This window comes from Haloarcula sp. Atlit-120R, assembly GCF_003665885.1.
GTDB classification, from domain to species: Archaea; Halobacteriota; Halobacteria; order Halobacteriales; family Haloarculaceae; genus Haloarcula; species Haloarcula taiwanensis.
The window spans coordinates 485,910-508,029 of sequence record NZ_QPLN01000003.1 but is presented as its reverse complement, the minus strand read 5'-3'; the positions used below and the strand labels follow the sequence as shown (position 1 = coordinate 508,029).

Below are 22,120 nucleotides of genomic sequence, written 5' to 3'. Positions count from 1 at the left end.
TTAGAGTATAGGTTCTGATACTCGGGTCAGCAACTTTATCCTCCGAAGTTCGGTACAGTCGGTATCGTGTCAGAGATGTCGAGTATCGCTGTGCTTCATATCGATGATGAACCGGACTTTTTAGATGTGGCATCAGAAATACTCACACAGCAATCAGATAAACTCACTGTCGTCCCTGCGACGAGTGCTGCTGAAGGGCTCGACAGACTCGCGACGCGGTCTATTGACTGTATTGTCAGCGATTACCGGATGCCCGAGACGGACGGCATCGAACTCCTCGAAACTGTCCGTACGGAGTACCCTGATCTCCCGTTTATTCTTTTTACCGGAGAGGGGAGCGAAGCGGTCGCCAGCGATGCTATTGCCGCCGGTGCAACCGACTATCTGCGGAAAGGGCACGGCACGGAACGATACGAACTCCTCGCAAATCGTATCGAAAACGCCGTCGACCAGTACCGCACCAATCAGCGCGCTGCTGAACTTGAACGGGTTCGCGCTCTCGTAAGCAGTATCGACCAGGCTCTCATCCGGGCGAGTTCGCTCTCGGAGATCAAAACGCGTGTCTGTGAGATTATTAGCGACTCTGAACCCTACCGTTTTGCTTGGATCGGCGAGCCCAATCCTGAGACAGACCGAATCGAGCCACAGGCCTGGGCCGGCGTCGAAGACGAGTATCTCGATACGATTGTTGTCACGGCGGACGACTCTCCGACCGGACAGGGCCCCGCGGGCAGGGCCGTCCAGCACCGACGCATTGCTACGTCGCAGAACATTCAGGCTGACCCGGCGTTCGAGGTCTGGCGAGAGGAAGCACTCGACCGCGACTATCGGAGCAGTGCTGCGGTTCCGCTAGAATACAATGACACGCTTTATGGCCTTCTGTGCGTCTATTCATCCCGTCCGTTCGCTTTCGCAGAGGACGAACAGGAGCTACTCACCGAACTCGGGAACAGCATCTCGCACGCCATACACTCGCTAAAGATCCGAAACGAACTCCGGACAGAACGGACTTTTATCGATCAGGCGCTCGATTCACTTGCCGATATATTCTACGTGCTTGATTCCGAAGGCAACGTCCAGCGCTGTAACGAACACTTCGAAAAGCTGGCCGGGTGCACCGACGAAGAGATGACGGATCTTGACGTACGCAGTCTTTTTCCGGAAGAGGAACGGGAGGCAGTCTCTAAGGCGATTGAGGAGGCGCTCACAACGGGGCACTCGACCATCGAAGCGGATTTCCGTACCGCAGAGGGGAACCGCGTTCCCTACGAGTTCACTGCTGACCGACTAACTGACGCCGACGGTACCATGATAGGGCTTGTCGGCACCGGTCGAAACATAGCCGAACGTACGAGGCGTGAACGGGAACTGCAGGATCAAAAAGAACAGCTGGAGCAGTTTGCCGCAACTGTCAGCCACGACCTGCGGAACCCGCTCAACGTCATACAGGGTCGGCTTGGACTCGTTCAAGCCGAACAGTCGAGCGATCATCTCGATGTGATCGAGACCGCGACTGATCGGATGGAACGCATTGTCGAGGACCTCCTCTGGCTCGCGCGGGAGCAACAAGAGATCGGGTCACTGGAACCTGTCGCAATCGACGCAGTCGCTGCGGCTGCGTGGAAGCTTGTCTCTGACCCTGCAGACGAGGCCGAGCTGTACTGTGATTGTGGGGCCGATGCACAGCCAGTGATAAAAGCTGACCCCGACCAACTCCGGCACCTGCTCGAAAACCTGTTCCGGAACACGATTGATCACGCAGGTCTAGACGTTACTGTGGTAGTCGGCGAGATTTTCGGAGACGCCAACGGATTCTACATCGAAGACGACGGTCCAGGCATCCCCGACGAGGACCGGGAAAAAGTGTTCGAGGCCGGCTACTCGACTTCCGAATCGGGGACTGGTCTGGGTCTCAACATCGTCAAACGAGTCGTTGACGCTCATGGCTGGGAGATTCACGCAACTGAGAGCTCGATGGGTGGGACACGATTCGAGATTACAGGTCTCGAAGCCGTGGAATAACCCCGGCTGACAAGCGGGTGCGCGCTCATCGCGACTGCCCATGCTGCGATTGCGGACGCTCAGTAACCACAGAGCCAATAAAATGAACTAAAACGTCACAGTCGTTATTCCCAAGTAACCCTATTATCTCTAATAGGGTTCTGGTTCCCGCGCCACCTCTCCCCCACTGAATCCGGGCACCCTCAGCAAACGGCCCGGGCCCAGAACCCGTCGTCGTGGATGACGACCGTGAATGGTGCGGTGCACACTCCCCCCGGCTGCCCACCATTCCGTCGCTGGTAGCATTCGGGTGTATTGCTGACGCGACCGGACGGGAGTAACGCCCGTGAGAACTGTGCGACTTGCGGTCAAACCAACAGACAGCGAACGGATCCCGCAAGCATTTTATATATACTGGTAGCGGAGCTAGATGGGTTCTGAGCCTGTCCAATCGCGCTGGCTTTTCCCACACGATTGCCCGGGCCGGACCCCATCGTCAGTTTCGACGACTTCCGATGGTGCGTTGCACCCACCTCTCCCACCCCACAGCAACGTACCATTCGTTCGTGTGATCGGCAGAGCTGCGCGTTCCGGTGCTGACTGGATTGTGCAGACCTGCCACTGTGTTAAGGCTTACCACAAAAGATATGACCAACGGCGGCTTACGTAAACACGGGTTCTGGCTCCCGCTCTGGGCTTCTTCGTACTTTGAGCCCACGCGTTTCACCCCATGCCTCGGATTCAGAACCCGATCGTGCCTCTGACTGCAGTGGGTGGCACACACGGTGCCCACCGCCACCCGTCATCCGCTTCCTTGCTGGAGCGCAACCTCTGTTTCGGCCACTCACGTTTCCGGGGGAACTCTCCAATCCGACCTACTTTTGTTCTAGGCGGTACACTGGCAGCGGGGCATGAACGAGTTACGTACTGGATTGAGTTATGGCGACGTTCTTCTCGTCCCGAAGCGATCACCGGTCGACAGTCGGAGCGACATCGACCTCTCGACGCCCCTTACTCCAACCGTTGAACTAGACACGCCGCTCGTCTCGGCCGCGATGGACACTGTCACAGAGGCAGCACTGGCAATCGAGCTTTCGCGTTCAGGCGGGTTTGGGGTGTTGCATCGCTTCTTGACGCCGGACGAACAGGCCGAACAGGTCACGCAAGTGAAGACCGCGGACGAACGGGTCGGTGCTGCCGTCGGTATAAATGAGGATTACGTGGCGCGGAGCGCGGCCGTCATTGCGGCCGGCGTTGATGCGCTCGTCGTCGACGTAGCCCATGGTCATCTTGAGCGGGCGCTTGATGCCGTCGAGACGCTCGCTGACGAGTTTCCCGACACTGACCTCATCGCCGGCAACGTTGCGACGCCCGCAGGTGTTGAAGACCTTGCCGCCGCCGGAGCCGACTGTGTCAAAGTCGGCATCGGACCGGGGTCACACTGTACCACCCGGAAGGTCGCGGGTGCCGGCGTCCCACAGCTGACCGCTGTCGATGACTGCGCCACAGCCGCTGCGGATCTTGACATCACCCTCTGTGCGGATGGCGGGATTCGCACGTCTGGTGATGCGGTGAAAGCCCTCATGGCCGGTGCCGATACCGTGATGCTCGGCAGCCTCTTTGCCGGCACGGAGGAGGCTCCCGGTGCGATCGTCGAAGTCGACGGGACGCAGTACAAGCGGTCGCGGGGGATGGCGACCACCGCCGCGGCCGAAGACCGTGACGACAAACAGAACAACGTCAGCGCTGACGAGGGAGTCGAAGCACTGACTCCGTACAAAGGCTCGGTCGCTGCTGTGGCTGAGGAATTCTGTGCCGGCATTCGCTCCGGACTCTCCTACTGTGGCGGACAGACCATCGCTACGGCCCGTGATAAGGCGGAGTTCATCCGTGTCGCCCAGAGCGCGAAAGAACGCGAGGGGTACCACACGGACCACGACTGGGAAGGCGTTAACGTGGAGAGTGAAGCCACACAGGTCCGTACCGCCGGCACCGAGGCGACAGTCGACAGCGACGACTGAGCCGGCTTCAGTGTGTTCGAGAAAGGTGCCCGCGTGATGAACTTCAACCCCACCGGTCCGCGCCACTCTCGCTGATGAAGGAGTTGGGAGACTGGAGTTCCGGCGATGTTGTTGCCTTCGCTATTCGCCGTCCCCGTCAGCCGCGGGCAGGTCGTCGTCTGTCTCTCCAGCGCTCTGCAACAGGAGATCCGTACCGGCTGCGGCAACCATACCAACGCCGACTGCGCGCAACTGCCGGCGATACGCTGGCTTCACCTGCAACTCCGACGCATTGTCGAAGTTCTTTCCGATCATGGATTTGATGAACTTGACACTTATCTGCGGGAAGAGCGCAGTCACGACCCCCTGGAAGAGGACGACTGCTGCACTGAGCTTACGACTTTTTCGACTATCCAACATACATTCATCTACGCGTCCGACAGGAATTACTATTGCGACTAATCCACTCCATTGAGAAACGTAGAAACTGTTTTATCGGTGTCTAGAGCGCATCGACCACGCTCCGCAAGCCGTTCGAACCGGCCACCTGCACGCCCAGTCCCCCGCCGGCTCTGCTACCCTGCCTTCCGTACCGTCACCGCCGAATGCTTGTACTCGGGAATCTCGGCGACCGGGTCGAGCGAGTCACCGGTTAGGGCGTTTGCGAGCGGGTCCAGATAGTGGAACGTGCAGAATACGACACCGGGCCGAATGGCCGCCGTCACAGCCGCCGACACTGTCACGCTGCCCCGGCCGTTCTCCACGACGACAGCATCGCCGTCCTCGATACCGCGAGCGGCAGCGTCGTCTGGATGGATTTCGAGCACGTCCTCTCCGCGCATTCGCATGAGTGTCTCCGACCGGCGAGTGAGCGCGCCGCTGTTGAAGTGCTGGAGCGCGCGTCCCGTCGTGAGCACGAGCTGGTCCCCGGAGACGGCATCGGCTGGCGGTGTCGGCGAGACTGGGCGTAGCGGCGCCGTTTGTTCGCCCGAGGCGAACGTCTCCGTGTGGAGCACGTCGGTTCCGGAATCGGCCTCTGCCGGGAACGGCCAGCGCTGGTAGCCCTCACCGATGCCGTCGTAACTCATACCGGCGTACAGCGGAGTGACCCGCGTTAGCTCCTCGAACACCGCTTCAGGCCCGTCGTAGTCGAACGCGTCTGGCTGGTCGACCAACCGATGACCGAGGTCTGTGAGGATATCGAGGTCCCGACGGGCGTTTCCGGGCAGATCGGCGTTCGGCCGCATCCGCATCACCCGCCGGTCCGTGTTGGTCACGGTCCCCGCTTTCTCCGCCCAGCTGCTTCCCGGCAGCACGACATCGGCGTGGTCGACGGTCGCTGTCTCGAAAAGGTCGATGACGACGCAGAAATCGAGGTCGTCAAAGCCGGCCCTGACAGAACTGGCGTTCGGTTCCGTGACGGCCGGGTTCTCGCCGAACACCACCGCAGCCTTGACCGCGTCGCCGAACTGATGTGTCGCAGTCGTCTCCGTCAGGCCGGGTTCGCTCGGCGGCTCGACACCCCACTCGTCGGCGACACGCTGTCGAGCATCCGGGTCCGTAACGGGTTCGTAGCCGGGGAGCACGCTGGGAAGCGCGCCAACGTCGCCGGCCCCCTGGACGTTGTTCTGGCCACGGAGGGGGTTCACACCCGTGCCCGGGCGACCGACGTTGCCGGTCAACAGCGCGAGGTTCAACAGCGCGTGGACGTTGTCGGTCCCGCACGTGTGCTGGCTCATTCCCATCCCGGTGACGATTGCCGCTGTATCGGCCTCGGCGTATGCTCGGGCTGCCTCCCGAACGGTTTCCGGGTCGACGCCGGCTACGTCGGCACCCGATCCGACGTCGACGTTGTCGAGATGTGCCGTCAAGTCTGAATAGCCGGTTGTACGTTCCTCGACAAAGGACTCGTCGACGAGGTCCTCGTCGAGAACGACTTTCGCCATCGAATTGAGGAGTTCGATATCGTATCCGGGGCGAACATCGAGGTGGATGTCGGCGGCATCGGTCGTGTCCGTCTCGCGCGGGTCGATATGGATGAGCGTGGCCCCGTTCCGAATCGCCGGCAGGAAATACGACCGGAAAATGACGGGGTGCTGTTCGGCCGGATTCGCGCCGGTGACGAGCAGACAGTCGGTTTCCGCGAGGTCATCGAGCGTGTTCGTCATCGCTCCGGCACCGAACCGCTCGCTCATCGCGGCGACCGTCGACGAATGACAGAGGCGAGCGCAGTTGTCGACGTTGTTGGTGCCGAGCATCCGCGCAATCTTCTGAAAGACGTAGTTTTCCTCGTTCGTGCAGTTCGAGGACGCGAAGAACTCGACGGCGTCCGGCCCGTGCTGGTCGACGATGCCATTGAGCCGGTCGGCCACGCGAGCCATGGCGGTTTCCCAGGGCGCAGTGGCGAACTGCCCGTTCTCACGGACGAGTGGCTCGGTCAGTCGGTCCCCGTGTTCGACCACGTCGTACGCGGCTCCACCCTTCGGACAGATCTCTCCTTTCGTGTTCACTGGCCCCGCTGTGCCGGTCGCCTTTCCGTTGTCCGCGTACTGTATCGTACAGCCGACGCCGCAGTACGGACAGACTGTCTGCTCGGCCCGGGGATTTCGGTTCTGGTCGGTGCCCATTTCTACGCTGAGTAATGGGAGTGCAGCTACAAGTAGCCGACCGGTAAAACGTAGGCGATTTTATCAGGGTAGCAAAACGACGCCACTTGAACGCCCTAGAACTGTGCTCCGGTCTGGTGTGGGTGACCGTGTGCGGGTGCGCTGCCAGTTTCGAGAGCCACACCACATACTGTAATGGGGCCTCACTCGTAGTACCGGCAGATGCGACTAGCCCTGTCGACTGTGCAACTCGTCGCGCTCCTTGCGGTAGTTCTTGGCACACTGATCGTTGCGATGTCGTTTGCCGTCGATACAACCAGCGCCCGTCCTGAACCAGTCCCGTTTGATAACACTGTCCAGCGTGGGATCACGATGGCCGACGAACAGATCGCCCGGAATCGGAGCATCAGCGTTCCGCGGGCGCAAGTCTTCTACTCACAGTACCGCTACGTTGTCGGCTACGTCGGCATCGATCAGGCTGTGACCGCGCTCACGGAACCGGGGCACGAGCAGCAGTTCGGCTATCCACTTGCGGTGTACGTTTCTGACTACAGTGACCGGCCAGTCAGGTGCGGTGACGACGGCTCGCTCCGGACCGCAACGCCGCCGGACTGGGTCGAAGCTAATCAGGCCTACTACGTCGTCGACGGGTCGGCGCGGGTCCCGTCCGGGTCGGCAGTTGTGCCGTTCGCCGACCGGGACGACGCCGAAGCGTTCACCGATAGCTGTGGCGGTCGAATCGTCGACTGGGAGGCCCTCAAGACACACTCGTTCGACCTCCAGCAGGCGGCGGCAGTCCGAAAACAGGTCGGTCCGCGGCGAAACGATGCGAACGCAATCGTACAGGCAACACGACAGCGTCGAGACCGACCTGTCTCTGTCGAAGTCGGAACCGATGCCCCAACGGTGCAGGCGGCCGTCGATGCGGCCCCGCCGAACACGACGGTCGTTGTCCCGACCGGGACGTACAACGAGCAGGTGACGATAGACAAACCACTCACGCTCCGCGGTTCCGGAGCGACGCTCGACGGTGGTGGGAACGGTACTGTCGTGACAGTGACCGCCGACCGGGTCGGCGTCACCGGGTTCGAAATCGTCGGCGTCGGCAACAGGACAGTCGGCGACCCAGCGACGGCCAACGACAGCGCCTGGGACGCGACCGTCACGACCGCCTACGGCAACAGCGACGCCGCCGTGACCGGTCGCAACGTTTCAGGACTGTACGTCGCGAATCTCACCGCCGAGACGCCCGCAAGCGGCGTCGTTCTGCGACAGGCATCCGGCTCGGTCGTCGAGAACGTCACGGTCAACGGGACGGCAGACTGGCAGGACGGGTTTATGGGCGTTATCGGGATGCATGGGCCGATTGTCGTGCAGGACTCGGTGTTCAACGGCGGGCGTGACGGCGTGTATCTCCACCGGGCCGACGGGACCGTCATCCGGAACAACACCTTCCGGGACAACCGCTTCGGCGTCCACCTGATGTACACCTCCCGGTCGCTCGTTGCCGACAACGTCGCCCGGGGACAGGAGTACGCTGGTGTCGTCGTCATGACGAACCCCGTGGCGAACGCCATCGTCGGGAACGACGTGCGCCACTCCGGGAGTGGCGTCATGTTAGCCGGCTCCCGGAGCTATATTGCGCACAACGTGGTGGTCGACACTACGCAGGCGATGTCGACCAACGCCGACCAGTCCCTGTACGAGCACAACGTCCTGTACGGGAACGACATCGGTGTGAGAGCGTCGACAGTCGTCCCGTCGAACATCGTCACCGAGAACGATTTCATCGCAAACGACCGCCACGCCGTCTCCGGGCCGGGGCCGCTACGCGTGTACACACACGACGGCAGAGGGAACTACTGGAGCGGCGCGTACGACCTCACTGGCAAAACTGGCCCGGTGCTGGCCCAGTCCTACTCACCCACCGATTCCGTCGACCGTCGGCTCCATCAGACTGACGCCGCCATCGCCCTCAGGTCGGCCCCGAGCGTCCGGGGTCTCCGAGCGCTTCGCGGCACCACACCCGGCTTTCGCCGGGGAAGCATCGTCGACAGGGCACCTCTGTCGGACCCTGCGAATCCCGAGACCGTCAGGCGACTTCGAAACGAGACAGCCACGGAGGACCCAGCATGACCGGCGAGACGTACCTCACGGCGTCGGATGTCACGAAATCGTACGGTGATGTGACGGCCGTCTCAGAAGTATCACTCGACATCCCGTCCAACGCCGTCACCGGATTCATCGGTCCGAACGGGTCCGGGAAAACGACGCTCCTGCGCATGCTTCTGGGCGTCGAGCGACCCACAAGCGGCACCGTCTCGTACAGCGGGCCTGACGCCGAACGGCAACTGGGCTACCTGCCACAGCGGCCGACCTTCCGGCCGGGGTTCAGCGTCCGGGAGACGGCCGGATTCTACGCGGACCTCGTCGACGACGATCCGGACCGACTGCTTGAACGTGTCGGCCTCGAAGAAGTGGCCAGCCGCCCCGTCTCAGGACTCTCCGGGGGAATGACGCGCCTGCTGGGAATCGCGCAGGCACTGGCCGGCGACCCGCCGATTGTGATGCTCGACGAGCCAGCGAGCGGGCTCGACCCGGCGATGAGCCGTCTGATATTCGACATCGTCGAATCGATTGCCGACGCCGGTCGCGCCGTGGTTCTGTGCTCGCACGAACTGCCACTCGTCGAGGAAACGGCTGACCGACTGGTTGTGCTCGAGTCCGGTCGCCTTGTCCGAACCGGGTCGGTTGCATCTCTGCGGGAACAGACCGGCGGGCCGCTCCACGAGACGTTTACAGCGCTTCTCGAACAGGACAGAACCACTATCGCTGCGCCGGGGGGAGAGAAGCCATGACAGCGGGCGGTCGCTTCTGGACGGTCTTCGTCCGAGAGGTCCGGAGCGCAGTCAGGACACGCACATATATCGCCCTCGGTGTGGTCACGGGGGTTGTTCTGTTCGGCCTCGCCCACGCCGGCGGTGGCCCAGCCGGCGGCTACGTTCCAACCGTCGTTGATACGCTCGTCGCCGTCGAAGTACTCGTGCCGACGCTTGCCTTTGCCGTCGGCTATCGCGCGATTGCTGACCCCGCCGTCCGGGGCGAACTCGACATCCTCGACACCTATCCGCTGTCGACGTGGGCGTACGTCGGCGGAGTGTACGCGGGCCGCGCCCTGCTGTTGCTCACTATTGTCGTCGGTCCGTTGCTGGCGCTGGGCATCAACGTGGCGACGACTGCAGGACCGGAGACGACGGTGTTTGCGAGCCATCGCGGCGTCGACTCACCGTTCCTGTTCATCCGGTTTATCGCGCTGACCGTCCTGTATGCGCTCTCCTCGCTGACTATCGCGTTCCTGCTGTCAGCGCTCGCCGGCAGCCGGGGCCGGGCGCTTGTGCTCGCACTCGCCGGGCTGCTCGTCCTCACTGTCGGAAGTGATCTGGCGGTATTCGCAGCGCTTGACACCGGTGTTACCACGGACACCCTCGGCGGCGCGCTCGCCATGACCCCGGCGGGAGCCTACCGCGGACTCGTGTTCGATCAGGTCCTGTACGTCGCTGTTCCGGGCCGGTCGGCGTTCGTCCCGACGTGGGTCGCCTCCCTTTCGCTGCTGTTCTGGTGGGGACTCACGTTTGTGGGGGCGATGCTCGCGACGGATGCGGCCTGAGTTCAGCCGTCGTCTGCCGCGGCCGCGAGCCCTTCGTCGACCAGCCGCGTGAACCGGTCGATAAGACGATCTGCAAGCGACGGACGAACCGCCGCAAGCAGCCGCTGTGTCTCGTTCGGGTCAGTCAGGGTCACGACGACACGACCCCGGTCACCGTACGACTTCTCGAGTATCTCTGCGTCGGCCAGTGCCGAAACGTGCCAGGAAACCGTACTCCGGGCGACGCCCAGCCGGTCGGTCAGTTCGTCTGCTGACAGGGACTCCGCTTCCAGAAGATGCAAGAGAATCGTCCGCGCAGTCTCCCGCCGGGCAAAGGCGAGTACACGCCGCTCCCAGGGGTCGTACTCCCGGCTGTAATAGTGCGTTTTACCCTGAATCTCTTCGGCGACGATATCGCCGGCACGGCGCAGTTTCCGCAGGTGATACTGTGCCTGGCCAGTCGCGATATCGAGATCTGCTGCAAGCGCGTTGAAATGAACTCCCGGTTTGGACTCGACGTGGGAACGCACTTGCTCAGTAACCGTGGACATTGTCTTCAAGACAGCGTTCTATCCACCGAAACAACAGGGTATCGAACGTTCTCACCGCGTGGGAACTCGCCTACATTCCGCCGACTAGTTCCCGCGATATCTCCTCTGCGGGGAGCGTCTGACCGCCGTGTTCTTCGGCAAACGACTCGGCGTCCCCGCTGTCGCTAAACGGAACGATAGCGGTCCCCATCGCACCCTCTACCTCGGAGTTCGCGACGACAGTGAGGCGTTCCGTCGAAGCGAAGGCTTCTCGCCCCAGATGGCGAGAGATAATTGTCTTGCCCCCGTCGGTCTGGGTCTCGTAGTCGCGTGTACTGTAGTCGGTGAGGAACGTTTCCGCGGGCGTCCACCCCGATTGTTCTTTGGCGAATCGGTGGCGATACGTGCAGGTCGTACTGCAGAACCGTGCCGGCGGGTCGTGGCCCTCGGGCGAATTGTTCTGATAGTACGTTTGGCCGGCTGGCCCCGGGTGCTGGTCGATAACCATTCCACACTGGTCACAGTTCTGGCCGCTTTCGATGCTGACCGGGTCCATCTCCTCACTGGTTCCCAGACACCCCGAAAGCGAGACGACGGCCACAGTCCCAGCCCCGGCCAAGAAGCATCGCCGTGTGAACCCTGTTGTGTGTTTGGACATACGAGGTAGTACACTGAACGACACCAAATGGTTCATGGTGCGACCGTCGAAACGCCGGTCAGTCGGGGACGCTCGGCGGTGCGACCGAATAGATCGCACTCAGTACCAGCAGCGCGATCAGGAAGTCGAACCCGTGCTCAGTGAGGTGGTGTACGACCATCGGGACGACACCGAGAACGGTCCCGATACCGACCACGGACCGCACGACCAGTAACCCGATAGCGACGGTCAACAGCACGTACGGGCGTGACCGGCGCCGGCGTGTACTGACCGCTGCGACGACAAACAGCGCCACCGTTCCGAGTGTAGCGAGGCCTAGTACGGCGATCAACACTGCGGATTGACCGGGACCGATCCAGTCAGCCGTCGGTTGGAGCATCTCTCAATAGTCTGTTTCGAACAGTAGCACTGGAATCGGTTTCGGTCGCCGTCGCTGCCGCCGCTGAATCACAGACGGATGTACTCAGACACACCTCCACCGGCGAACCCCTGTTCGAACGGATCTGTCGCCCTCTCAGGTAGCCACCAGCACTGGCCGCCCCGCGTTCTGGACAACCCGGTCTGTCACACTGCCGATCTGGTTGCCTTTGCTGTGAGAATGGCCGTGGTAGCCGAGCACGACCAGATCGGCGTCGACCTCGTCTGTATAGCTGATAATTTCCAGGTACGGGTTCCCGTGACAGCATCGAGTGGTGACCTCGACGTCAACGGCGTCGCCTCTCTCGGCGACTTCTGCCAGCGCAGGCTCCCATCCTATTTCAATCTACTTACAATCCTCACTTAGTTGCACCTTATTACACGTAGCGCCCGCCAACAGCGGAATCTGCCAGCTTCTACTGGCGCAGGAGTATCGTCATTTCAGTAATGTCGTCCGGTTGTACCACGAGCAACCGACAGTCACGGTTCGATGTTCTCCCGAAAGTCGGGAGCCAGTCCGGTCTGCTTGATTCCGGTGAGATCCGTTATCTCGAATTCGTAAAGCGCGACTCCGCCGGACGTGGTGGCCGTCTGGAGCGTGTTGGGTCGCCAGGCGTTTTGTGTCATCGCCGTAATCTCTGCCCACTCGTCTTCTGGGACACTGTTGATATCCCCGGCAAGCATCACGCTCTGCCACTCAAACGCGGTGTCAATCTCGTAAACGAGAAACCGGCCGCGGCCGGCCCGCTCAGTTAGGTCCGCTTTCTGACTTGACTCGCCCAGCAGGTACGTGAAATAGAGACACGCCCCATCGTCGAAGCCGTACGAGAGCGGCAGCAGATACGGAACATCTGTTGTCGGAAGCCCGAGGACGCCGGTTGAGTGTGTGGCGAGGAACTCCTGTATCTCCTCGTCGTCCATCCGCTCAAGTCCGTACGCCTCTAATTCATCGATTGTCATAGCTCGCGTCTGATCATCCAGTTACGTATCCTGAATGTGACCCCACGGTAAAAAAAGTAGAGCGCGCTCCTCAGGGAGAGGCCGCCTGCTGTGTGGCACAGATACTGCGCCATCTCCGAACGGACCCGGTACTCGTTATATTCCCGGGACACATCCCGCCGAGAACTCGTGATAATCCCGGTAAAACAGTTGGGTGCCACACCCACCTACCGGATTTCTAATAACGTGAGAACCACGACTGCAGTTTATTGACTGACAGCAACGAGCTGTAAACGCAGCAATGTTCGATTCAATCCTGGTTCCGACCGACGGCAGCGAGCACGCAACCCGGGCCGCTGAACACGGGGCAGCGCTTGCGCGTGCGTTCAGCGGGACTCTGCACGTCATGGCTGTCATCGATACGCGAACGGCGGGCGGACCATTCAGCAGTGGTGAACTCGACGACGAGACACGCGACCGCATGAGGGCCGACGCCGACGCAGCAGTCACGGCCATCACAGACGCGGTGGACGCCGCTGGAGCGATACAGACGACTATCCGCACGGGCAATCCTGTCGACGAGATTTGCGCATACCGCGACGACCACGATATCGACCTGATTGCGATGGGAACGCACGGTCGTACCGGTGTCGGGCGATATCTCGCCGGAAGCGTGACAGAGAGCGTCGTCCGGCAGGCTGATGTCCCCGTTTTTACCGTCCGCGCAACCGAACAGAGTCGCGAGACCGACTCCTACGACGACATTCTCATCCCGACGGACGGAAGCACGTCTGCAACGGCTGCTGTCGAACCGGCATGCGAGATTGCAGCGCAGTTCGATTCTCGCGTTCACGTTCTGAACGTCGTCAACCTCGGCGACGTGGCGACCGGTTCGGAATACACGCTGCCGAAAGACTTGATCGATACTCTGGAATCACAAGGTAAGAAGGTGACCGAGCGGATTGCAGCGCAAGCACGCGAGTCCGGCGTGGACGCTGTCACGCAGGTCGTCGATGGATTCCCGGCGGCAGATATTCTCGATTACGCTGAGGAGAACGATGTCGATCTGATTGCGATGGGGACGGCCGGCCGGACTGGGCTCAATCGGTTCCTCATGGGAAGCACGACAGAACGGGTCATCAGACACGCTGACATGCCTGTGCTGGCAGTCAATGCCCGAGACCAGCGTGGCGACAAAGCCTGAAAACAGCGTCACGCGTTTCTGTCTGCCAGCGCCTGACTGCCTACGGCTTCGGCCATGTCCCCAGCGAGCCAGCAGTCAGATGCGGCTCGACCGTGCACTTATTGCTGTTCCTGTTGTGACAGTAACTATGTCCGCGGACAACCCGATTACGATGACGGACGAGGAACGGGACGCGCTTCTGGGCAACGGGGGGACGGGCGTCCTCTCGCTGGCTGCCGGCGACGCACCGCCACACTCGGTTCCGGTATCATACGGGTACGACGCGCCGACTACTACCTTCTATTTCCGGCTGGCTGTCGGCGCTGAGAAGTCGAAGGGCGAACTCAGCGACCGCTCGGCGACGTTCGTGACCTATCGCGAGACAGAGACTGGGTGGCAGAGTGTGGCCGCCAGCGGTCGACTTGAAGATGTCGAACGGGAGGGAATTGAGACGGACACGCTAGCGGGACTCGAACACGTCGACATTCCGCTGGTCGACATCTTCGAACGCCCGCTCCGCGAGGTGACATTCGAATTTTACCGCCTCGTGCCGGATGACCTGACGGGACGAACCGAACTCTAACACGAGACGGCTCTCAGCAGTACCGGCGAGTGCGAGTATGGATATCATACAATTGATGCGTCCATTCCCCGTCGAAACCAGCGTCTCAAAGAAGCACTGCCGTACTACGGAGGTAAACTCATATCAACACAGCGGTAGATCTGCCGTCCATGTCCGAAGCTGCCCACACGCAACCGACTGCCGACGTTCTTTCCGGACTCGACAGCGAGTCTGCCGGGCTATCGGCGTCGGAAGCCCGCTCTCGGCGCGACAGACACGGCGAGAACGAAATCACGCAGGGCAGCAAACGGACACCACTCGATATCGCTGTTGCACAGTTCGATAGCGGCCTTATCTGGGTTCTCGTTGCGGCCGCGATACTGTCCGTGTGGGCGGGACACGCTGTCGACGCAGTCCTGATAGCCGTGATTGTAGTCGGGAACGGTCTGTTCGGCTTCGTCCAGGACTACCGTGCAGAGGGAACGCTCGAATCCTTGCGAGAACTGACCGCTCCAACCGCGACAGTCAGGCGCGACGGCAAATCTGTCGAGGTCGACGCGACCGAACTCGTCCCGGGTGACGTTATCGAACTGGAGAGCGGTGACGTCGTTCCAGCCGACGGTCGGCTGATTGACTGTCAGTCCTTGGAAGTAGACGAAGCAGCGCTCACTGGTGAGAGCACGCCGGTCGCGAAGGGAACTGAGCCGGTCGGAACCGATACACCGCTTGCGGAGCGCGAACCGATGGTGTACAAGGGGACGAACGTCACGCGCGGTTCGGCTGTCGCCGTCATCACGACAACCGGGATGAACACTGAGGTCGGGTCCATCGCCCGCAAGCTCGCGGGCACGGAGGAAACCGACACACCACTCCAGACTGAACTCGACGCACTCGGGCGGACACTTGGTATCGGTGTGATAGCTCTTGCTGCGCTCGTTGTCCCTCTTCTCGTCCTCCAGGGGACCGAACTGGTTCAGGCGGCACTCACCGCGATATCACTCGCGGTGGCTGCGGTTCCGGAAGGCCTTCCAGCGGTGGTGACGCTAACGCTGGCCCTCGGTGTCCGGAAAATGGCCGACGAGAACGCGCTCGTGCGGCGCTTGCCCGCCGTCGAGGCGCTGGGCTCCGTCGATGTCATCTGTACGGACAAGACCGGGACGCTGACCGAGGGGCGAATGTCAGTTAGTCGGATCTGGGTCAACAACGCCGTTGTCGACACTGGCGAGATAGACGGGGAATCCTTGCCGGACCGCGTTGCCAAAGTGCTGCGTGCAGGGACACTGTGTAGCGATGCGACTCTTGAGGAGGGCGACCCGACGGAGCAGGCCATCGTCATGGCGGCTGATGAGTCCGGCATCAACGTCGAACGTCTCCGTGAAGCGAACCCGAGAACAGACGAGATACCGTTCTCCTCGGAGCGCAAGTGGATGGGCACTGTGCACGATGACACGGTCTACGTCAAAGGCGCACCCGAAGTCATCCTCTCGAAGTGCGCCCGTGTCCTCACCGACACTGGACCGGCGGACCTAACGGCCGACAGCGCCGAGCAGATCAGGGGGCAAGTCAGAGCGTTCGCTGACGACGCGCTCAGGGTGCTCGCCGTGGCGTACTCAGCGGACGCCGACGTGGTCGAACGCGATGACACAACCGGGCGGGCCGACGATATCAGCGACGACCTGATCTTCGCCGGGCTGCTCGGCATGATCGACCCGGCCCGTGGAGAGGTCGCCGACGCGATTGCGGCGACTGAGCGTGCCGGCGTCGGCGTGAAGATGGTGACCGGGGACAACGTCCGGACCGCCGCGGCCATCGCCGGCAAACTCGGGATCGGCGAGCGCGTGATGGACGGCCGCGACGTCGAGGATTGCTCCGAGGCAGCGCTCCGTGAGCGTGTCGAGTCTGTGGACGTGTTCGCACGCACGTCTCCTGAGCACAAAGTACGGATTCTGCAAGCGTTACAGGCGAACGGCCATACCGTCGCAATGACTGGCGACGGGGTCAACGACGCACCGGCGCTGAAAAACGCCGATATCGGCGTCGCAATGGGCGTCCGCGGAACTGACGTGGCCAAACAGGCCAGCGATGTTATCCTGCTGGACGATAACTACGCGACAATCGAGCGGGCAATCGAGCGCGGACGGGCGATCTTCGACAACGTCTGGAAGTTCGTCGGGTACCTGCTGAGTGCCAATGTGGCAGAAGTGGCTATCGTCTTTCTCGCCTCGCTCTTTGGCTACCTCGTCTTGCCGGCGGTACAATTGCTGTGGATTAATCTCCTGACTGACGGACTGCCAGCGCTCGCGCTTGGGGCCGACCCGAAAAGCGGCGACGTGATGCAGCGGCCGCCCAGAGACCCGGACCGGGGCATCATCGACCGCGAGATGCTCGCACTCATCGGGGGCACAGGAGTCATTTCGACAGCCGTAATGCTCGGGCTGCTACTGGTCACGCTTGCAGGCGCACCCACAGTCACGCCCTACGCGATGACGATGGTGTTCACCGGGTTCGTCTTCCTCGAATTCGAGAAACTGCACGTGATTCGCTGGCTCCGGGAGACACCGCAACTGTCGAACCGGTGGCTGGCCTCCGCCGTTTGTGGGTCGGTACTCCTGCAGCTCGCCGTCCTGTACACTCCTCTCAACACCTACTTCGGGACGGTCCCGCTCGGCTTCGCCGACTGGGGGTTGATCGGTGGGGCTCTCTTGCTCGCCTTGCCGCTGTACCTCGCTGTCGCCAGCGGCGTGAAGCGTCTGTAACGCTCTGAGCCGTGGCCCCTAGAGGTGTCCGTTGAGCACCTTCGCGGCGACCAGCACCGGGTCCCAGACGGGGCTGAACGGCGGCGCGTACGCCAGGTCAAGTCGTTCCAGTTCGTCGACAGTCATATCAGCCTCGATGGCCGTCGCGAGCGTGTCGATACGTATCGCCGCACGGTCTTCGCCGACGATTGCACCGCCCAGCAGGCGACCGCTCTTCCGGTCTGCGACCAATGTCACGTCGGTGTCGTCGCCGCCGGGGTAGTACCCTGACCGGGAGCCGGCGGTGACTGTTTTCGATACCGGGTCGAACCCGGCAGTGCTGGCCTCTTCGTGGTCGAGGAGGCCGACGCGCCCGCATTCGAGGTCGAACGCCTTCACGACGGCTGTCCCGGCGATATCGCCGACGAGGGAGGGGTCACCAGCGACGGTCTGCCCGATTGCGCGACCGGCCCGGTTCGCAGTCAGTCCGAGCGGAACCCAGTCGGGCGCATCGGTCACGGCGTGGCGGTCCTCGGCGCAGTCCCCGGCGGCGTAGACGCCATCGACGTTCGTCGCCCCGTACTCGTCGACCGCTATCGCCCCGGAACCACCCAGTTCAACCGGTGTGTCTGTGACGAGTGCGGTGTTCGGCCGGATGCCGATACCGACCAGTGCGAGGCCCATATCGGTGGTGCCGCTGTCGTGAGCGACTGACGCAACACGCCCGTTTTCGTCGCCGACGAGTTCGTCTACAGCGGTGTTCAGATGCAGCGTCACGCCCTGCTCCCGGAGGTGGTCGGCAACGCGCTCGCCCACTGCTTCCCCGAACGGCGGCAGGAGGTGGCCCGACCGCTGGAAGAGGTGCGTCTCCACGTCGTGGGCGCGGAACGCCTCGGCCATCTCCACGCCGACGTAGCCGCCGCCGACGATGGCGACGCGCTCGGGTGGCTCCCAGTCGGTATACTTTTTGACGAGCGCCGTATCGACGTATTCGATACTCGTGTCGACGGCGTCGTCGTCAGGTCCGGACAGCGCGGCGCGGACTGCGGCGGCCGAGTCCAGCCCGTGCATCGTGAACGCGCCGTCGAGGTCCGCCCCTGCGATCGGTCCAGTCACGGCGTGTGCACCTGTCGCGACGAGCAGGTCGCCGTATGGCTGGTCGAACGTCTCGCCGTCGTGCGCGACGGTGACCGTCTCGGCATCGGTATCGACGCTGACGACCTCGTGGTTCCGGCGAAGGTCGATACCTCGTTCGGCCGCCTGCTCGGGCGACAGCGAGAGGAGGTCAGTCAGCCGCTCGACAGTTCCCTTCACGTAGTACGGCGTCCCGCAGTGGGCGTAGGACACCCACTCACCCTTCTCGAAGACAATCACGCCACGGTCCGGTGCCTCACGGGCGAACTTGCTCGCGGCGCTTAGCCCGGCTGCGTCGCCACCGATGACTACGAACGGGTCTGTCATACAGTCCGTTGCGTCGCTGCAGTACTTAGTGTTGAGTGAGAAATGGGTAACTGCAGAGACCACTGTGAATACTTGTGTCCGGAGCGGATTCGAATTGGCTGTCCGGTGGTTCCCGTGAAAGACACGGACGGCCTTCGATTCAGCCGCGCTGTGGGTCGATACAGCGCGATTGGACCTCTGCTGTCGGAATTAGAAGGTGATGACCTCGTAGTCGTCGTCGACGAGTGAGCGGATGCTCGGGTGGCCGTCGTGGTCGTCCAGCGTGACAAGCCCGGCGTCGTCGACGGCGTCTTCGACGCCGAACGCGCCGGAACAGTAGTCACAGACTGCAACGTCATCCTTGAGACTCTGATACAGTTCGTGGTAGTCGCTGTCCTCGTCTTCGAGTTCCGGAATCCACTGTGTTCCGGCCCCGTCGAAGATGAGTTCGAGGTCGTCTTCATCGTTCTGTGCGAACTCCGTTGCGGCTTCGAGGCCGTTTGCGAGCCGGCCGAGGTTTTCGTGTCCCTCCGTCCCTGCGAGGATGATGATGGCTGCTTTTGTCATTACGTGGCGTAATAGCGGACCCGACAATATATTACGAGTGGGTGCGTGCACCGGGGTTGAACTCGCACCAAGTATTTATAAACCAAGATCAGTCGGACAGTGAGTGAGCTGAGCCCACAGAGGGCAACCGCGTGCTGGCGGATGGCGGGCGACTCGGCTTCTCAGACTCGTCGTCGACGGTGGTCGGCCTCACGTGCTCGACTCAGTCGTCGCGATACTTTCCTTATTCGACGGTGTAGAAATGCGATTCTATTCAGTGTAGGACTCGATAAGCGCTCGGAGGTCAGCTTCGCCTTTGACGCCGACGATCTCTTCGACCTGCTCACCGTCGGCGAACAGGATGAGTGTTGGGACGCCCCGGACACCATACGACTGAGCGAGTTGCTGGTTGGCGTCGACATCAACCTTGGCTACGGTCGCATCGGTTTCCGCGGCTAGCGTCTTGACTACCGGTTCGAGCATCTGGCACGGGCCGCACCAGTCGGCATAAAAATCCACGAGGACGACATTGTGCTTGCCGATGACATCGTTGAGTTGGTCCGCTCCGTCAATGTGAAGCGGTTCGTTCGTCGCGGCCATCTCGGTGTCGGACGGAGTATCGGTTGTCATCGATATATCATAGGCGTTTGCGATAAATAAGTGTTTGCACAGAAAGCACAATACTATGAATTATTGAATGCCGGACAGGCACCGTAAAAATATACGTCGCCACAGGTACAAATCGACGCGGCGCGGGAGCCAGGGTACGATAGAGGGGCGTCGTTAGCTTTCGACAGTAGGGGCCGTGGACTCAGCCTGTTCGTACTTGTTTTCGAACTCCTGAATCAGTTGCCCCATCTTTGCGTACCAGTCGTTGAGCATCCGCTGCATCTCGTCTGCGATCTGTGACGGGTCTGTCGGCGAGTAGACGTGGTAGTAGCCGCCTTGATCGTAGTTGATCTGGTCTTTCTCGATGAAGCCCGTCTGGAGGAGCCGCTGGACGGCGCGATACGCGGTCGAGCGCTCTCGGTCGACTGCTTCGGCGAGCTCGTCGACGGTCAGCGGTTCGTCAGCCTCGACGAGCGCTCGAAAGCACTCTTTATCGAGTTCCTTGAGGCCGTGGAAACATTCCAATAGCCCCTCGCACTGCATGTCCTGTCGGAGTTGTTCAGACATCGAATCTGGCATTGTTATCACGTCTTCGTAGCCGCTACGCGGTTAAAAGACTTGTGTACAGTTCGCACAAATGCACGCAAAAGCTGCTAGCTAACGAGTGGGTGGGAGCACAGTCATACAAGTGACACGACTTTTACCGTCAAGGCAGTCTCCCCCGTCGCGGTGTCGTGCCAGTTTCACTCCCCGGCCTCGACACACCCGGTGCTGCTTACTCAACCGCTCATGTCGTCTTTGTGGCGGAGAACGATTGAGTCGTACCCGTGGCTGAACCTTTGATACCACTGTATTTGTGGTATTGCTGCCCACTTTTCACACGACCGGTTCTTCCTGAGAGCGTTGGCGCGGGATTCCAAGGACAGACCCAGCGCGGTAGCTCGGTAGCACTCGCTCACGGCGCAGTTTCCGTGCCACTCTACATCTACATCACTCCTGAGTGGCTGGACGATACCTATATTCAGCCCACAGATGACAGTCACACCCTCAATATGTAGCGACCGATTCGTCTGATTCAAGATCTGCGAGAACGGCTCACGCCGCTGACGTGCACCCGAAGAGATTTTGTTCTGTAGCCACAATACAATACACGAATGACGCTCCCAATCGACCCGAGTCAGATCGACCCTGAAGACATCGGTGAACAACAGGCGACGCTCGAAATGAGCCACGAGGACGCTATCGAACACGTCCGGGACGTGTTTACCGACGCTGGATTCGGGGTCCCCGTCGAATTCTCGCCGTCTGAGATGCTCAACGAGAAGATTGACGCGGACCGTGACCCATACTACGTGCTGGGTGCCTGCAATCCCGAGGTCGCTGACCGTGCTCTCGACGCGACGGACAACAAACTCGGCGCACTCATGGCCTGCAACGTCGTCATCTGGGAGGAAGAACCCGAACAACAGCGCGTCTATCACGTTTCGATTATGCGTATTGCTCGCCTCGTTGGAATGGCCCCCCACAACGAGGAGATGGCAGACATCGTGGCTGACACCGGCGAAATCGTTGACGAGGCGTTCCAGAACCTCTAACATGGGGTATCACACGTTCGACGCCGACCGGGCCGACAAGCTCGAAGACGCACAGCAACGGTACCGATTTCTCTCCGCGGAAGAGCTCCGCTGGGCGTTGTCGGCCAATCGGGACGACACGGTCGCGGACCTCGGGAGTGGGACTGGTTTCTACACCGACGATGTTGCATCGGCCGTTGACCATGTGTACGCCGTGGATATCCAGGAGGCGATGCACGACTACTACCGGGAGAAAGGTGTCCCCGACAACGTCGATCTTGTGACGAGCGCGGTCGATGACCTCCCGTTCGATACTGCCGGCCTTGATGGGGCGTTCTCGACGATGACGTACCACGAGTTCGCTAGCGACGGGGCGCTAAACGAGGTTGCACGAGTGCTCAAATCTGGCGGAACGTTCGCTGTCGCCGATTGGGCGGCTTCCGGCAGTGGTCACAGTGGGCCGCCCGTCGATGAACGATTTTCGGCTGACGAGGCGACGGACGCGCTCCGACAGCACGAGTTCACGGTTGAGTTCGCAGCTGTGCGGCCGGAGACATTTCTGCTCGTCGCGAGTGCTGAATAACGGGCCAGCCCTGACACCCGAACTCCCCCGGTTTCTTCTTTCCTCTGAGAGCCTGTCCGGGAACAGTACTGGCCGACCTGTTGCGCTCGAA

The 22,120-nt window shown here is 61.4% G+C and carries 21 protein-coding genes; 10 read left to right on the top strand and 11 right to left on the bottom strand.

What is annotated here, in order from left to right; translation table 11 throughout:
- Positions 1-75: 75 nt before the first annotated feature.
- Entirely contained in the window at positions 76-2,022 is a 1,947-nt protein-coding gene (locus DVK01_RS14250; RefSeq protein ID WP_101351922.1) for an ATP-binding protein, read from the top strand.
- 890 nt (positions 2,023-2,912) lie between these two features.
- A complete protein-coding gene (locus tag DVK01_RS14245; protein ID WP_101351598.1) occupies positions 2,913-4,022 on the top strand; it encodes a guanosine monophosphate reductase in 1,110 nt (369 codons plus the stop codon).
- A gap of 120 nt (positions 4,023-4,142) precedes the next feature.
- Here the strand turns inward: DVK01_RS14245 and DVK01_RS14240 are convergent, their stop codons facing one another.
- Entirely contained in the window at positions 4,143-4,421 is a 279-nt protein-coding gene (locus DVK01_RS14240; RefSeq protein ID WP_101351597.1) for a hypothetical protein, read from the bottom strand.
- Positions 4,422-4,576: 155 nt separating this feature from the next.
- Positions 4,577-6,628 carry a formate dehydrogenase subunit alpha gene (gene fdhF, locus DVK01_RS14235; RefSeq protein WP_121537231.1) on the bottom strand — a complete coding sequence of 684 codons (2,052 nt, stop codon included), beginning with the start codon at positions 6,626-6,628 and terminating at the stop codon, positions 4,577-4,579.
- A gap of 201 nt (positions 6,629-6,829) precedes the next feature.
- On the opposite strand from fdhF, the gene DVK01_RS14230 reads away from it, so the two are divergent.
- From DVK01_RS14230 to DVK01_RS14220, 3 genes are read left to right on the top strand one after another with little or no spacing between them, the layout of a single operon-like run.
- A complete protein-coding gene (locus tag DVK01_RS14230; RefSeq protein WP_121537229.1) occupies positions 6,830-8,743 on the top strand; it encodes a NosD domain-containing protein in 1,914 nt (637 codons plus the stop codon).
- Positions 8,740-9,465: an ABC transporter ATP-binding protein gene (locus DVK01_RS14225; RefSeq protein WP_101351594.1), complete on the top strand. Its 726-nt coding sequence runs from the start codon at positions 8,740-8,742 to the stop codon at positions 9,463-9,465. Before DVK01_RS14230 ends, DVK01_RS14225 begins: the two co-directional genes overlap by 4 nt.
- A complete protein-coding gene (locus tag DVK01_RS14220) occupies positions 9,462-10,274 on the top strand; it encodes an ABC transporter permease (protein ID WP_101351593.1) in 813 nt (270 codons plus the stop codon). The genes DVK01_RS14225 and DVK01_RS14220 overlap by 4 nt, the downstream gene beginning before the upstream one ends.
- Before the next feature lie 2 nt (positions 10,275-10,276).
- On the opposite strand, the gene DVK01_RS14215 is transcribed toward DVK01_RS14220, so the two are convergent.
- The 5 genes from DVK01_RS14215 to DVK01_RS14195 form a co-directional block, all read right to left on the bottom strand.
- A complete protein-coding gene (locus tag DVK01_RS14215) occupies positions 10,277-10,804 on the bottom strand; it encodes a helix-turn-helix domain-containing protein (protein ID WP_121537227.1) in 528 nt (175 codons plus the stop codon).
- 70 nt (positions 10,805-10,874) lie between these two features.
- Positions 10,875-11,441, bottom strand: a complete 567-nt coding sequence (locus DVK01_RS14210; protein ID WP_101351591.1) for a nitrous oxide reductase accessory protein NosL — start codon at positions 11,439-11,441, stop codon at positions 10,875-10,877.
- 58 nt (positions 11,442-11,499) lie between these two features.
- Positions 11,500-11,820: a hypothetical protein gene (locus DVK01_RS14205; protein WP_101351590.1), complete on the bottom strand. Its 321-nt coding sequence runs from the start codon at positions 11,818-11,820 to the stop codon at positions 11,500-11,502.
- Positions 11,821-11,955: 135 nt separating this feature from the next.
- Positions 11,956-12,180: a universal stress protein gene (locus DVK01_RS14200; RefSeq protein WP_232794593.1), complete on the bottom strand. Its 225-nt coding sequence runs from the start codon at positions 12,178-12,180 to the stop codon at positions 11,956-11,958.
- A 158-nt stretch (positions 12,181-12,338) separates the two neighbouring features.
- Positions 12,339-12,818 carry a pyridoxamine 5'-phosphate oxidase family protein gene (locus DVK01_RS14195; protein ID WP_101351589.1) on the bottom strand — a complete coding sequence of 160 codons (480 nt, stop codon included), beginning with the start codon at positions 12,816-12,818 and terminating at the stop codon, positions 12,339-12,341.
- A 280-nt stretch (positions 12,819-13,098) separates the two neighbouring features.
- Between DVK01_RS14195 and DVK01_RS14190 the strand changes: the two genes are divergently transcribed.
- The 3 genes from DVK01_RS14190 to DVK01_RS14180 all read left to right on the top strand — a co-directional run bounded on the left by DVK01_RS14190 (position 13,099) and on the right by DVK01_RS14180 (position 17,298).
- Positions 13,099-14,001 carry a universal stress protein gene (locus DVK01_RS14190; protein ID WP_121537225.1) on the top strand — a complete coding sequence of 301 codons (903 nt, stop codon included), beginning with the start codon at positions 13,099-13,101 and terminating at the stop codon, positions 13,999-14,001.
- Between the two features lie 127 nt (positions 14,002-14,128).
- Positions 14,129-14,563, top strand: coding sequence for a pyridoxamine 5'-phosphate oxidase family protein (locus tag DVK01_RS14185; RefSeq protein ID WP_101351587.1), 435 nt, complete (start codon positions 14,129-14,131; stop codon positions 14,561-14,563).
- A 149-nt stretch (positions 14,564-14,712) separates the two neighbouring features.
- A complete protein-coding gene (locus tag DVK01_RS14180) occupies positions 14,713-17,298 on the top strand; it encodes a calcium-translocating P-type ATPase, PMCA-type (protein WP_121537223.1) in 2,586 nt (861 codons plus the stop codon).
- An 18-nt stretch (positions 17,299-17,316) separates the two neighbouring features.
- Here the strand turns inward: DVK01_RS14180 and DVK01_RS14175 are convergent, their stop codons facing one another.
- The 4 genes from DVK01_RS14175 to DVK01_RS14160 form a co-directional block, all read right to left on the bottom strand.
- Positions 17,317-18,738 (bottom strand): FAD-dependent oxidoreductase, encoded by a 1,422-nt coding sequence (locus tag DVK01_RS14175; protein ID WP_121537221.1) that lies wholly within the window; start codon positions 18,736-18,738, stop codon positions 17,317-17,319.
- Positions 18,739-18,927: 189 nt separating this feature from the next.
- On the bottom strand, positions 18,928-19,284 hold the full coding sequence (locus tag DVK01_RS14170; protein WP_121537219.1) for a DsrE family protein: 357 nt from the start codon (positions 19,282-19,284) through the stop codon (positions 18,928-18,930).
- A 249-nt stretch (positions 19,285-19,533) separates the two neighbouring features.
- Positions 19,534-19,893 carry a thioredoxin gene (trxA, locus tag DVK01_RS14165; protein WP_121537217.1) on the bottom strand — a complete coding sequence of 120 codons (360 nt, stop codon included), beginning with the start codon at positions 19,891-19,893 and terminating at the stop codon, positions 19,534-19,536.
- Between the two features lie 153 nt (positions 19,894-20,046).
- A complete protein-coding gene (locus DVK01_RS14160; protein ID WP_101351582.1) occupies positions 20,047-20,451 on the bottom strand; it encodes a helix-turn-helix domain-containing protein in 405 nt (134 codons plus the stop codon).
- Between the two features lie 575 nt (positions 20,452-21,026).
- Between DVK01_RS14160 and DVK01_RS14155 the strand changes: the two genes are divergently transcribed.
- Positions 21,027-21,467 (top strand): DUF302 domain-containing protein, encoded by a 441-nt coding sequence (locus DVK01_RS14155; protein WP_101351581.1) that lies wholly within the window; start codon positions 21,027-21,029, stop codon positions 21,465-21,467.
- Between the two features lies 1 nt (position 21,468).
- A complete protein-coding gene (locus DVK01_RS14150; RefSeq protein ID WP_101351580.1) occupies positions 21,469-22,029 on the top strand; it encodes a class I SAM-dependent methyltransferase in 561 nt (186 codons plus the stop codon).
- Positions 22,030-22,120: the final 91 nt, after the last annotated feature.